Below are 13,026 nucleotides of genomic sequence, written 5' to 3' on the forward strand. Positions count from 1 at the left end.
CCACCATTGCCGCCCAGATCATCCAGGCTCACCCCACCCGCGCCACCGCCACCACCGGCGCCACCGGTGCCACCCACACCACCAGCACCACCCACACCACCGATACCCAACACCCACCCGGCCGCGCCACCGGCACCACCATTGCCACCCAAGCCACCGACCAGGCCATCACCACCAGCGGTGCCATTGAGCGCCCCCACCACCCCATCAACACCCGCTACACCCGCGGCACCGACCGCGCCCGCACCCCCAGCACCCCCCGCACCACCGAACCCCAACAGGCTGACCACATCACCACCGGCACCACCATTACCGCCGGCCAGCAACGCATCAACCGAGGCCCCACCCGCACCACCGGCGCCACCATCACCGAACAACCAACCACCCACACCACCAGCGCCACCATCACCACCCTCAACACCGGCACCACCGGCGCCACCATTGCCGAACATGCCCGCAGCGCCACCCACACCACCCACACCACCAGCGACCCCGGCCACCCCCGCAGCACCGACACCACCATCACCAAACAAAAACCCGCCATCACCCAGATTGCCGAACCACCCCAACGACCCGAACAACGAGTCATTGGCCCCGGTGAACCCATCAACACCGTTACCGATCAACTCCCGACCGAACAAGTCCACAAACGGCTGGTTGATCAAGTCCAAAAACTGCTGATTACCAGCAATAAAATCCTGCGTCAGGTCATACAGCGGCAGATACAGATCCTCGTGATAGAACGACGCCACCGCCACATCGAACTGCTCAAACGCATCAACAATGAACCCACCATCAGCCGCACCCGGCTCCGCCCACCCCACCCACAACGCCGAACCCGGATCCGACAACTCCGACCAAAACACCGGATCCAACAAATCAAAACCATCCGCCGACGCCACCGGCACCGACCCCACCCCAAACCCCAAAAACGCCGCCACAACACTCGACGCCCCCACCACACGCCGACCACGAGGCGAACGAACAGCGTCACCGCACACGTGCTGGCCCTGCGATCGACCATTGCTCTTGCTGTTGCGCTGACGAGTCACGTCGTACCTGCTCCCGGATGGCGTGTCCTCTACCTGAGGATGCGGAAAGATTCCGCGAAGACGGAAGTTACCGACGAGTACTGGAGCCCGCCACTCGAAACGGGAGAGAAGTGTCCTGCCGTGGAAAAAACATGACCGAAATAGCCCTAAAAGACCAGGTCGCGTTCACTTGGCAAATGAAGTCCATCACAATAGACCGCAAAAGTGAGGTTTATCATAGGTTTACTAACGGAATCATCGATTTGCCCTAAGAGGTGCCGGGCACGCAGGTAGTCAATCCTTCGACGGAAGCGTAATGGGGTAGACACCGGCCGCCACACCCGGTAAGTGGTTCGCGACTTTTTTCCACTTCTCTGTCATCTCCGCCACCACGGGTTTCAGGCGGCGCTCCAGCCAAAAGGTGACGTTTCGGCCGGTCGCTGCCCCGCCGACCAGATAGCCGACTAGCACGCCCAGGCGCCGCCCACACACGACTCTCAGGTCCGATGGGCCCCGCCCCGACGTAGGTGGGTCGAAGACGGCTCGAGGGCAGGCCGATCGCGTGCCCCTTGATGCGAAAGCCCGCCAAAGCCCCTAAGGTGTCTGCGCCACGACGTCGGGAAGGCCATCGCCCACGTCCCGTCGTGTCAGCGGTTCGTCACCATCGCGTGCAGCTCGTCGAGAGACCACGGCGAAAAGCGCTGGTGATCGCGATACCCCAGCACCGCGGGGACCGGCCGCTCGAAACGGCCCAGGAAGCCTCCCGAAGCCAGGAACACCGACCCGCTCACCCCGACAGACAAGTCACTGGCCAGGTAGGCGTACAGCGGGGCGACGTAATCGGCGGGGGCCGGGTCCAGCGACGCCCGCATGCTGACCTCATCCAACAGGCCCCTGGCGTTCAGGTCACGGATGTGTTTCTCATACTCATCGCCGGTGGACAACCGTGTCTTCGCGCCGGGACAGACGACGTTCGCCCGCACCCCGTAGGGCGCGAGCTCGGCGGCCACCGCCACCGTCAGGCCATTAATCGCACCCTTGCCGGCGGGATAACCGGTACCGCCGTAATCGCCCAGGAATGCCACCGAACCGCTGTTGACGATCGAGCCGCGGCGTTGCTCGGCCATGATCGGGGCGGCCGCCCGGCACGTCTGAAAAGCCGTGCCCAAATGTGCGTCGAGCAGGTTCTGGAATTGCTCGGTGGAGACCGACAGGATCGAGGAGCCGGGCGGCTCGGCGACGCCGGCGCAGTTGATCAGCACATCGACGCTGCCGTACTCGTCCCGGCAGGCCTGGACCAGCGCCACGGCGGTCGCCTCGACATGGGCGGCGCCGGCCAGACCGATCGCCCGCCCACCCGAGCCGGTGATCACCTCGACGGTGTCGTCCACCGCATCCGGGTCCCGGCCATTCACCACCACCCCGGCTCCGGACGCCGCCAGCAATTCAGCCACCGCTCGGCCGATGCCCCGGCTGCCGCCGACCACGACGGCGGCCCGTCCCGCGAGCGAGTCCGGCACGCGGTCGCCGGTCACTCGCCCTTCTGCTTATCCAGCACGGCCGCCACGTTGGCCTTCTTGTCCTCCGACTTACCCTCGGCGGCGGCCTTGTTGCGCTTGGCTATTACCTTTTCCACCACGGCATTCAGCCCTGATCCGCGCGGGAAACCGACGTAGTGGGTGATGAAGATGGCCATCTCGCGCAGCTCGTCCTCGGTAAGCTCGCCGTTGTGCAGCGCGGCGTTGACCTGGATCTCGGCCAGGTCCTTCTCCCCGACTGCGGTCACCACCGTCAGCGTCATCAGGCGCTTGTCGCGCATGGAAAGCCCCGGGCGGCTCCAGATTCGGCCGAACAAGTGATCGGCGGTCAGCGCGAAGTACTCACCCGGCATGTCGGGCATCTCCCAGGCATAGACCTCGTTCATCTTGGCCAGCCCGGTACGGCGCAGTTCGTCCATCAGATCTCTCCTAGTCCTTGGAGTGCGGAACGCCCAGGCCGGCGGCGAGTTCGGCCAGCGCAACCCGGGCAAGCGGAAGGTCGACACCGGTAGCCTGGCCCAATCCCAGTGCCAGGCTGAGGTCTTTCTCCCCAAGCCCGCGCGTGTGGGTGAAGGCGTTGTACAGGAAGTGGTCGGGCGCCAGCGGTGCGGTCGAGTCCAGCAGCATGATCGCGCCGGGACCACCGGTGAGCGCATCGGTGTGACGCACCACCCGGCCCAGCGCCTGCAGGTCGAGTCCGGCCGCCTCGGCCAACTTCATGGCTTCACCGGCCGCTGCATAGGCGGTGAACGTCAACATGTTGCGCGCCAACTTCATTCGCGTTCCGGCGCCAGGTTCCCCGGCGTGGATCACCAATGATGCCCACCGCTTGAATGCCGGCTTGATCTGCTCGTAGACGGCGCGATCGGCGCCGACCATGGTTGCCAGTTGGCCCTTCTCGGCCGCCCCGGCACCACCGCTGACCGGTGCGTCGACGACGTGAATGCCCTGGCCCTTGAGTTCCTCGGCCAGCTCAGCGGCCGTGGTATCGGCGATCGTCGAGTGGATCGCGATGACGGTGCCCGGCTTGGCCGTGGGAACCAGTTCGGCGACCACCTGGCGGACCTGGGCGTCGTCGAGCACCGTGATGCTGATGATATCGGCGCTCGCACCGACCTCGGCAACGCTGCCGGCGACACCGGCCCCGGCCTCAGCCAGTGGCGTCATCGCCTCGGTCCGCAGGTCGAAAATCGTTACGCCGCCAGGCCAGTCGACCAAACGCTTGGCCATCGGCGCACCCATGTTTCCCAGACCGATGTAGCCCAGGCGGGGAGCTTCCTCGGACGTGCTCATGAGCGGATGATCTGTCCGCCGTCGACGTTGAAGATCTGGCCGGTGATCCACGACGCCTGGTCTGACAGTAGGAACAAGCACATCGGGACGAGATCTTCCGGCGTGCCCATGCGGGCCAACGGCAGCTGCTGCACCATCTGCTTCACGATGGCCTGCGGGGTGGTGACCCGGTTGGCCTCGGTGTCGATCGGCCCGGGCGCGATCGCATTGATCCGGATGTTGCGCCAGCCCAGTTCGCGGGAGAGCTGCTGGGTCAGGCCATTGACCCCGACCTTGGCCAGACCGTAGAAATTTGAGTACACCCATGCCGCGGTGGAGGATTGGTTGACGATCGCGCCACCACCGCGCTTGGTCATGTGCTCGTAAACCGCCCGGGTGCAGATCAGTGCGCCGTCGAGATTCACTCGCATGAACTTCTCGTAGTAGTCCCATGGCACGGTCAGCAGGCCGTCGAGCTTCATCCCACCGAAGATCGCGGCGTTGTTGACCAGGTAGTCGATTCCGCCGAACTCGGCGACGGCCGCATCCGCCATGGCCTGCGCCGACTCGAGGTCTGAGACGTCGACCGGCACCGCGATCGCCTTGCCGCCGTCAGCGACGATCTGGTCGGCGACGGTCTTGGCGCCATCGATGTTGATGTCAGCGACCACCACCGCGGCGCCGTCGGCGGCCAGAGCCTGGGCGTAGGCCTGCCCGATCCCGCCACCGGAGCCGGTGACGATAGCCACCTTGCCGTCGAATTGACCCATCTGTTTGTTCTCCTTGATCCGGTGATTGTCCTCAGTTGGCTGCTGTCGCAATGGCTTTGATTTCCAGGTACTCCTCGAACCCGGCGATGCCCATCTCGCGGCCGTTGCCGGACTGCTTGTACCCGCCGAACGGCATATCCGCGGCGTACCAGACTCCGCCGTTGACGTTGACGGTGCCGGCCCGCAGCCGCGCCGCGACCCCCGCTGCCCGCTCGGGGTCGGCGCCGTAGACGGTGCCGGACAGCCCGTAGGGCGAGTCGTTGGCGATGCGCACCGCGTCGTCGTCGCCGTCATGCGGGATCACGGTGAGCACGGGCCCGAAGATCTCCTCGCGGGCCACCCGCGCCTCATTGGTCAGCCCGGAGATCACCGTGGGTTCGATGAAGAAACCGGCGGGCTGGTCAGCCGGGCGACCACCACCGCACGCGAACTCGCCGCCCTCGGCGATCGCCAGATCCAGGTAGCTCTGCACCCGGTCGCGCTGGCGCGCCGAGATCACCGGGCCGCAGATGGTGCCGGGCTTGGACGGGTCGCCGGGCTTGATCGAGCCCATGGTGCCGGCGGCGATGGCGACCGCCTCGTCGTAGCGGGCTCGCGGCACCACCAGCCGGGTGGTGATCGCGCAGCCCTGCCCGGCGTGCAGGCAGACCGAGAACCCGGCGACCGAGCAGGCCGCGGCCAGGTCGGCGTCGTCGAGCACCAGGAAGGCGGACTTGCCCCCCAGCTCCAGGAACACCTTCTTGATGGTGGCGGCGGCGTCCGCCATCACGCTGCGGCCGGTGGCGGTCGAGCCGGTGAACGAAACCAAGTCCACCCGAGGGTCTTTAGCCAGCATGGCGCCCAGCGCATGGTCGGTCGAGGTGACGATGTTGACCACGCCCGGTGGAATGTCGGTGTGTTCGGCGATCAGCTCGCCGAGCACCGCGGCGACCCATGGGGTGTCGGGTGCGGGCTTGAGCACGACGGTGTTGCCGGCGGCCAGCGCCGGGCCTAGCTTGGCCAGGTTGATCTGGTGCGGAAAGTTCCACGGGGTGATGGCGCCCACGACGCCCACCGCCTCCCGCACCACCGAGCGCCGAGTGGGAATGCCCATTGGCGAGGCAAGGCCGAGATCCTGTGTCCACTCGTAGTTTTCGGCGGTGTCCGCGGCGAAACTGAGGTCGTTGATCGGCCCTTCCAACTGCGCCCCGGCGGTCAGCATCCGGGGCGCGCCCACGTCGGCGATGGTCAGATCGCGAAGCTCCTCGACATGCTCGCGCATCGCGTCACGCAGCTGACGTACGCAGCGCACCCGCAGTTCGGTGTTGGTCGACCAGCCGGTCTCATCGAAGGCCCGCCGCGCCGCGCCGATGGCGCGATCCATGTCGGCGGTGTCGGCATTGGCCGCTTCACCGAGCACCTCTTCGGTGGCCGGGTTGACGGTGGCGAAGCCGCCGGCTCCGCCCGAGGTCAGCTTGCCGTCGATAAGCAGCCGGCTCACGCCGTCGGCCAGTAACGCCATCAGTCACTCCCAGAGCTTGGTCGCAGTCCCCCGTGAAGAAACACTGCGAAAATGGACACTTGTCCGTTATCACCGGCTCGAACCCTAGACCCACAGTCGGCGCCCCCGCAACCCTCCCAGCCTGAAACCCTTGTTTCCCTGGGGACTTGCCTAACAAATCCACCTTCAGCTACGTTGGACACGTGTCCAGCGAATCGGTGGCGGCAGTCACAGTGACTGATCCGGCCCCACGCAACCGGCGCCAGGAGGAGACCTTCCGCAAGGTGCTGCGTGCCGGCGTCGAGATGCTGCGGGAAACGTCCTACGCAGACTTGACCGTCCGCGCGGTCGCCGCGCGCGCCAAGGTCGCCCCGGCCACCGCCTACACCTACTTCTCGTCCAAGAACCATCTGATCGCCGAGGTGTACCTGGACCTGGTGCGCCAGGTCCCGTACTTCACCGACGTCAACGAGCCGATGCCGAGTCGGGTCAACCAGGCACTACGGCACCTGGCACTGGTGGTCGCCGACGAACCTGAGGTCGCCGCGGCCTGCACGGCGGCGCTGCTCAGCGGCAACAGCGACCCAGCGGTCCGCGCGGTGCGCGATCGGATCGGCGCGGAGATCCACCGCCGCATCACCTCGGCGTTCGGCCCGGACGCGGAGCCGGAGAAGGTCTCCGCCCTGGAGATGACCTTCTTCGGCGCTCTGGTCAACGCCGGCAGCGGCGCCTTCACCTACCACCAGATCACCGATCGGCTGGCCTACGTGGTCAGCCTGATCCTGGAATCAGGAGCATCGCGATGAGCCTGCAGACGGCCCCACCGGGCCTCAACCCGTACGACTACGACTTCCACGAGGACCCGTTCCCGTATTACCGGCGGCTACGCGACGAGGCCCCGGTCTATCACAACGAAGAGCTCAACTTCTGGGCGATCTCGCGCCACCAGGATGTGCTGCACGGGTTCCGCAACAGCGAAGCGCTGTCCAACCGGGACGGGGTGTCCCTGGACCCGGTCTCCCGCGGCCCGCATGCCCAGCTGGTGATGTCGTTCCTGGCCATGGATGACCCACAGCATCTGCGGCTTCGCACCCTGGTGTCCAAGGGCTTCACCCCGCGCCGGATCCGCGAGCTCGAACCGCAGGTGGTGCGGCTGGCGCGCCAGCACCTGCACAACGCGATCCAGCCCGGCGCCGACGGCACCTGCTCGTTCGACTTCATCAACGACTTCGCCGGCAAGCTGCCGATGGACGTCATCTCCGAGCTGATGGGCGTGCCGGAGGCCGACCGGGCGCGGATCCGGGAGCTGGCCGACGGGGTGCTGCACCGCGAGGACGGCGTGACAGATGTCCCGCAGTCGGCGATTCAGGCGTCGATGGACCTGATGACCTACTACAACGAGATGATCGCCGGCTTCAAGAAGAACCCGGCCGACAATCTGACCTCGGCGCTGCTGGAGACCGAGGTCGACGGGGACCGGCTCGGCGACCAGGAGATTCTGGCGTTCTTGTTCCTGATGGTGATTGCCGGCAACGAAACCACCACCAAGCTGCTGGGCAGTTCCATCTACTGGGGCCACCGCAACCGCGACCAGCTGGCGCCGCTGTACGCCGACCGCTCCAGGATCCCGCTGTGGGTCGAGGAGACACTGCGCTACGACACCCCCAGCCAGATCCTGGCGCGCACCGTCGCGCAGGACTACACCCTGCATGGCACCACCATCCCGGCCGACTCGGTGGTACTGCTGCTGCCCGGTTCCGGAAACCGCGACGAGCGGGTCTTCGATGACCCCGACGCGTTCCAGATCGGACGCGACATCGGCTCCAAGCTGCTCAGTTTCGGCAGCGGCGCGCACTTCTGCCTCGGCGCGCACCTGGCCCGGATGGAGGCCCGGGTGGCGCTCGACGAACTGTTCAGCCGGATCAGCGACTACCAGGTCGACGAGGCCAATGCCGTGCGGGTGCATTCATCCAACGTGCGCGGCTTCGCCAACCTCCCGATCACCGTCAAGGAGGCATAAATGCCACGTTTTGACCCATCACCGGCCCGGCGGCCCGCCATCGTGGCGGGCGCGTCCTCGGGTATCGGCGCCGCCACCGCAGAGGAGTTGGCGCGCCGCGGATTCCCGGTCGCGCTCGGCGCGCGGCGCACCGACCGGCTCACCGACCTGGTCAGCAAGATCCGTGACAACGGCGGCGAAGCGGTGGCATTCAGCCTGGACGTGACCGACGCCGACTCCGTCAAATCCTTTGTGGCGCAGAGTATCGACGCGCTGGGCGAGATCGAGTTGCTGGTCTCCGGTGCTGGCGACATGAACCCCGGACGCATTCACGAGCTGCCCACCGAGGCGTTCAACGATCAGATCCAGGTCCATCTGATCGGCGCCAACCGGCTGGCCACCGCGGTGCTGCCGGACATGGTCGCCCGCCAGCGCGGGGACGTGATCTTCGTCGGCTCCGATGTGGCGTTGCAGCAGCGCCCGCATATGGGCGCCTACGGCGCGGCCAAAGCCGCGCTGGTCGCGATGGTGCGCAACCTGCGAATGGAGTTGGAAGGCACCGGGGTACGCGCCTCCATCGTCCACCCCGGTCCGACCCTGACCGAGATGGGCTGGAAGCTGTCGGCCGAGCAGGTGGGGCCGATGCTGGAGGACTGGGCCAAATGGGGTCAGGCTCGGCACAGCTACTTTCTTCGTCCGCAAGACCTGGCTCGCGCCATCGCGTTCGTCGCCGAGACTCCGCGCGGCGCACACATCGTCGACATGGAGGTGCAGCCCGAGGCCCCGCTGCGCGACACCGCCTCCGATCGCCAACACCTGCAATTGGGTGAGGAAGGAATGCCGTCATGAGCGTCACGACTGAGGTTCCCCGGGTCTCCGGGGGCGAGGCCGAGCACGGCCACCTCGAGGAGTTCCGCACCGACCCGATCGCGTTGATGCAGCGCGTGCGCGACGAGTGCGGCGACGTCGGCTGGTTCGACCTTGCCGGCCGCAAGGTGGTGCTGCTGACCGGCGCCGAAGCCAACGAGTTCTTCTTCCGGTCCTCCGACGACGACCTCGATCAGGCCGCGGCCTACCCGTTCATGACCCCGATCTTCGGCAACGGCGTGGTGTTCGATGCGTCGCCGGAACGGCGTGCGGAGATGTTGCACAACACCGCCCTTCGCGGCGAGCACATGAAACGGCACGCCAGCACCATCGAGCACGAGGTGCGGCAGATGATCGCAGGCTGGGGCGATGAGGGCGAGATCGACCTGTTGGAGTTCTTCGCCGAGCTGACCATCTATACCTCGACGGCCTGCCTGATCGGCAAGAAGTTCCGCGACGAGCTGGACGGCCGGTTCGCCGCGGCCTACTACGATCTGGAGAACGGCACCGATCCCCTGTGCTACGTGGATCCGTACCTGCCGATCGAGAGCTTCCGCCGCCGCGACGAGGCCCGCGTCAAGCTGGTCGAACTGGTGCAGGGCATCATGAACGGCCGAATCGCCAACCCGGAGACCGACAAGCGGCGCCGGGACATGATCGACGTGATGGTGACGATCCCCGACGATAACGGCAACCCGCGGTTCTCCGCGGACGAGATCACCGGGATGATCATCTCGCTGATGTTCGCCGGACATCACACCAGCTCGGGGACTTCCGCATGGACGCTGATCGAGCTGTTGCGCCATCCGGACGCCCAGGCCGCGGTAATCAAGGAGCTCGACGAGCTCTATGCCGACGGCGACGAGGTGAGTTTCCATGCGCTGCGCCAGATCCCGAATCTGGAGAACGTACTCAAGGAGACGCTGCGACTGCACCCGCCGCTGATCGTCCTGATGCGGGTGGCCCAGGACGAGTTCGAGGTCTGCGGCTACCCGATCCACAAGGGAGACATGGTGGCGGCCTCACCGGCGGTCTCCAACCGGATCCCGGAAGACTTCCCTGAGCCGAACGCCTTCGTGCCGGAGCGCTACAACGAGCCGCGCGAGGAAGACGTCATCCACCGCTGGACGTGGATCCCGTTCGGCGCCGGCCGGCACCGCTGCGTGGGGGCGGCGTTCGCCACCATGCAGATCAAGGCGATCTTCTCGGTCCTGCTGCGCGAGTACGAGTTCGAGATGGCACAGCCACCCGAGACCTACCGCAATGACCATTCCAAGATGGTCGTGCAGCTGGCCCGGCCGGCCAAAGTCCGCTACCGCCGGCGCAGCAAGTAGGGAATCGGCAAATGGGTAGCTACAGGGTGAAGGTGGACCTGGACCTGTGCCAGGGCCACGCCATGTGTGAGCTGGAGGCACCCGACTACTTCCAGGTGCCCAAGCACGGCAAGGTCGAGATCCTCGACTCCGAGCCGCCCGACTCCGACCGCCGCCAGATCGAGTTGGCGGTGCGGTCCTGCCCGACCCGAGCTCTGTCCATCGAAGAGAAACAGGATTGAACCATGCCCTCTTTTCCCCGCGAACAACTCGAAGAATGGGTCGAGCGCTGGCTGCAGGCCAATCGCGACGCCGAAGCGGCCGGCGACTGGCGGCCACTGGCTGACTTCTACGCCGACGACGCCACCTACGGCTGGAATATCGGCCCCAAAGAGGACGTCATGTGCGTCGGGATCGACGAGATCCGCGACATCGCCCTGGGACTGGAGATGGAGGGGCTGGACAACTGGCAGTACCCGTACCAAAAGGTGCTCATCGACGACAAGCAGGGCGAGATCGTCGGCTTCTGGAAGCAGGTCGCGACCGACGCCGACGGTGCCCAGTCGGAGATCTACGGTATCGGCGGCAGCTGGTTTCGACTGAACGCCGAGGCCAAGATCGAATGGCAGCGTGACTTCTTCGACTTCGGTCACGTCCAGAAGCTCTACCTGGATCTGATGACCGCCGGCAAGCTCTCCAGCGGAATGCAGAAGCGCATCGAGCGCAGCCTGGCCGGCGAGAAGCTCCCCGGCTACTACCCGCTGGGCAAGTCTCCGGTTCCCCTCTGGTAGCACACAACTCACTTCCAGGAGAACTCGTGGCCATACGCGTCGCCCTGATCGGCACCGGCAATGCCGGGCGCATCGCCCTGCGCGGGCTGATCACCAATCCCGCCTATGAGCTCACCGGCGTGTGGGTCTCGACAGCAGCCAAGGTGGGCCAAGATGCCGGCGAGCTCGCCGGTCTCGACGTCCACACCGGCATCGCCGCCACCGACGACTTCGAGGCGATCATCGCCGCCTTGCCCGAGGCCGCGGTCTACTGCGCGATGGGCGACACCCGGCTGCCCAACGCGCTCAAGGACGTCTGCCGACTGTTGGCCGCCGGCATCAACGTCATTGGGACCGCCCCGGGCGTGCTGCAATATCCCTGGGGTGTCATCCCGGATAAGTTCATCGCGCCTATCGAAGACGCGGCCCGACAGGGCAATTCGACGGTCTACGTCAACGGTGTCGATCCCGGCTTCGTGACCGATCTGGTGCCGCTGGCATTCGCCAGCACCTGCGAGCGCATCGAGCAGATCCGCTGCCTGGAGATCGCCGACTACGCGACCTACGACGGGGCCGAAGTCATGTTCGACGTGATGGGCTTCGGTAATTCCCTCGACGAGGTGCCGATGCTGTTGCAGCCCGGCATCTTGAGCATCGCGTGGGGTGCGACGATCCGCGAGCTGGCCGCCGGCCTGGGGGTGACGTTGGATGCCATCACCGACGCCAGCGAACGCGAACCCGCCCCGGAGGCCTTCGATATCGCCGCCGGACATATCCCCCAGGGCGGTGTCGCCGCACTCAAATTCGAGATCAACGGCATCGTCGACGGCAAGCCGCTGATCGTGGTCGAGCACGTCACCCGGCTGCGCAGCGACCTGCGGCCGGACTGGGCGCAGCCGGCACAGCCGGGTGGCTCCTATCGGCTGGAGATCACCGGCGAACCGTCCTACGCCGTCGATATCTGCCCGACCAGCCGGCACGGTGATCACAACTACGCCGCGATCGCCGTTGGTGTGGGCCGTGTCGTCAACGCGATTCCTGCCGTGGTCGCAGCACCGGCGGGCATCGTCACGACCCTCGATCTGCCGTTGGTCGGCGCGCCTGCCGTCATCGCGGGAACCGGCGACTGAGGCACCGAAGACAACCACCATTGGACTGAAAGGCGGAATGCGGATGGGGCGTGTAGACGGAAAGGTAGCTCTGATCAGCGGGGGCGCACGCGGCATGGGCGCGGCGGACGCCCGGATGTTGGTCGGCGAGGGCGCCAAAGTGGTCATCGGCGACGTGCTGGACACCGAAGGCGCAGCGCTCGCGGCGGAACTCGGTGACGCCGCGCGGTATGTGCATCTCGACGTCCGGGACCCGGAGCAGTGGACTGCCGCGGTGACAACCGCGGTTGAGACGTTCGGGAAGCTGAACGTATTGGTCAACAACGCCGGGACCGTCGCGCTGGGGCCGCTGCGCAAGTTCGATCTGGACCAGTGGCACAACGTCATCGACGTGAACCTCAACGGCACATTCCTGGGAATGCGGGCCTCCATCGATTCGATGATCGCCGCCGGCGGCGGGTCCATCATCAATGTGTCCTCGATCGAGGGTCTGCGCGGGGCGCCGATGGTGCACCCCTACGTGGCCTCGAAATGGGCGGTGCGCGGACTGACGAAATCCGCCGCTCTCGAACTGGCGCGCCACAACATTCGGGTCAACTCGCTGCACCCCGGTTTCATCCGTACCCCGATGACCGAGCATCTGCCCGAGGACATGGTGACGATCCCGCTGGGCCGGCCCGGCACATCCGAGGAAGTCGCCACCTTTGTGGTGTTTTTGGCCAGTGACGAGTCCTCCTACGCCACGGGCTCGGAGTTCGTCATGGACGGCGGTCTGGTCACCGATGTTCCGCACAAGACCGGTTGACACCTGGTCATACACCTAGCCATCATGTGTATGTCCGAGCGAGGTTCGTGTTCCAGCGACAACCAAAGGTGT

At 66.0% G+C, this 13,026-nt stretch carries 13 protein-coding genes and 1 pseudogene; 8 read left to right on the forward strand and 6 right to left on the reverse strand.

Going from position 1 to position 13,026, the window contains the following annotated elements:
- The 6 genes and pseudogenes from ABW16_RS26495 to ABW16_RS17795 form a co-directional block, all read right to left on the reverse strand.
- Nucleotides 1–866 (reverse strand): annotated as a pseudogene (locus ABW16_RS26495) (hypothetical protein); the annotation flags it as partial.
- Between the two features lie 812 nt (nucleotides 867–1,678).
- Nucleotides 1,679–2,566, reverse strand: a complete 888-nt coding sequence (locus tag ABW16_RS17775) for an SDR family NAD(P)-dependent oxidoreductase (RefSeq protein ID WP_047320524.1) — start codon at nucleotides 2,564–2,566, stop codon at nucleotides 1,679–1,681.
- Entirely contained in the window at nucleotides 2,563–2,988 is a 426-nt protein-coding gene (locus ABW16_RS17780; protein ID WP_047320525.1) for a carboxymuconolactone decarboxylase family protein, read from the reverse strand. The genes ABW16_RS17775 and ABW16_RS17780 overlap by 4 nt, the downstream gene beginning before the upstream one ends.
- A gap of 10 nt (nucleotides 2,989–2,998) precedes the next feature.
- Nucleotides 2,999–3,862, reverse strand: a complete 864-nt coding sequence (locus ABW16_RS17785) for an NAD(P)-dependent oxidoreductase (RefSeq protein WP_047320526.1) — start codon at nucleotides 3,860–3,862, stop codon at nucleotides 2,999–3,001.
- On the reverse strand, nucleotides 3,859–4,611 hold the full coding sequence (locus ABW16_RS17790; protein ID WP_047320606.1) for an SDR family oxidoreductase: 753 nt from the start codon (nucleotides 4,609–4,611) through the stop codon (nucleotides 3,859–3,861). Before ABW16_RS17790 ends, ABW16_RS17785 begins: the two co-directional genes overlap by 4 nt.
- A gap of 31 nt (nucleotides 4,612–4,642) precedes the next feature.
- Nucleotides 4,643–6,112, reverse strand: coding sequence for an aldehyde dehydrogenase (locus ABW16_RS17795; protein ID WP_047320527.1), 1,470 nt, complete (start codon nucleotides 6,110–6,112; stop codon nucleotides 4,643–4,645).
- 182 nt (nucleotides 6,113–6,294) lie between these two features.
- On the opposite strand from ABW16_RS17795, the gene ABW16_RS17800 reads away from it, so the two are divergent.
- The 8 genes from ABW16_RS17800 to ABW16_RS17835 are packed head-to-tail and all read left to right on the forward strand — an operon-like array spanning nucleotide 6,295 to nucleotide 12,954.
- A complete protein-coding gene (locus tag ABW16_RS17800) occupies nucleotides 6,295–6,897 on the forward strand; it encodes a TetR/AcrR family transcriptional regulator (protein WP_047320528.1) in 603 nt (200 codons plus the stop codon).
- On the forward strand, nucleotides 6,894–8,111 hold the full coding sequence (locus ABW16_RS17805; RefSeq protein WP_047320529.1) for a cytochrome P450: 1,218 nt from the start codon (nucleotides 6,894–6,896) through the stop codon (nucleotides 8,109–8,111). The genes ABW16_RS17800 and ABW16_RS17805 overlap by 4 nt, the downstream gene beginning before the upstream one ends.
- The gene (locus tag ABW16_RS17810) at nucleotides 8,112–8,939 is read left to right on the forward strand and encodes an SDR family oxidoreductase (RefSeq protein ID WP_047320530.1); all 828 of its coding nucleotides are present in this window, start codon (nucleotides 8,112–8,114) and stop codon (nucleotides 8,937–8,939) included. It abuts the gene before it with no gap.
- The gene (locus ABW16_RS17815; RefSeq protein WP_047320531.1) at nucleotides 8,936–10,291 is read left to right on the forward strand and encodes a cytochrome P450; all 1,356 of its coding nucleotides are present in this window, start codon (nucleotides 8,936–8,938) and stop codon (nucleotides 10,289–10,291) included. The genes ABW16_RS17810 and ABW16_RS17815 overlap by 4 nt, the downstream gene beginning before the upstream one ends.
- An 11-nt stretch (nucleotides 10,292–10,302) precedes the next feature.
- A complete protein-coding gene (locus ABW16_RS17820; RefSeq protein ID WP_047320532.1) occupies nucleotides 10,303–10,512 on the forward strand; it encodes a ferredoxin in 210 nt (69 codons plus the stop codon).
- A 3-nt stretch (nucleotides 10,513–10,515) separates the two neighbouring features.
- A complete protein-coding gene (locus tag ABW16_RS17825) occupies nucleotides 10,516–11,061 on the forward strand; it encodes a nuclear transport factor 2-like protein (RefSeq protein ID WP_047320533.1) in 546 nt (181 codons plus the stop codon).
- Between the two features lie 26 nt (nucleotides 11,062–11,087).
- Nucleotides 11,088–12,170 (forward strand): NAD(P)H-dependent amine dehydrogenase family protein, encoded by a 1,083-nt coding sequence (locus ABW16_RS17830; protein ID WP_047320534.1) that lies wholly within the window; start codon nucleotides 11,088–11,090, stop codon nucleotides 12,168–12,170.
- A 43-nt stretch (nucleotides 12,171–12,213) separates the two neighbouring features.
- Complete coding sequence (locus ABW16_RS17835) at nucleotides 12,214–12,954, forward strand: glucose 1-dehydrogenase (RefSeq protein ID WP_047320607.1); 741 nt, start codon at nucleotides 12,214–12,216, stop codon at nucleotides 12,952–12,954.
- The last annotated feature ends 72 nt before the right edge of the window (nucleotides 12,955–13,026 follow it).

Origin of the sequence: Mycolicibacter heraklionensis (genome assembly GCF_001021505.1) — a bacterium.
In the GTDB taxonomy this organism is placed as follows: Bacteria; Actinomycetota; Actinomycetes; order Mycobacteriales; family Mycobacteriaceae; genus Mycobacterium; species Mycobacterium heraklionense.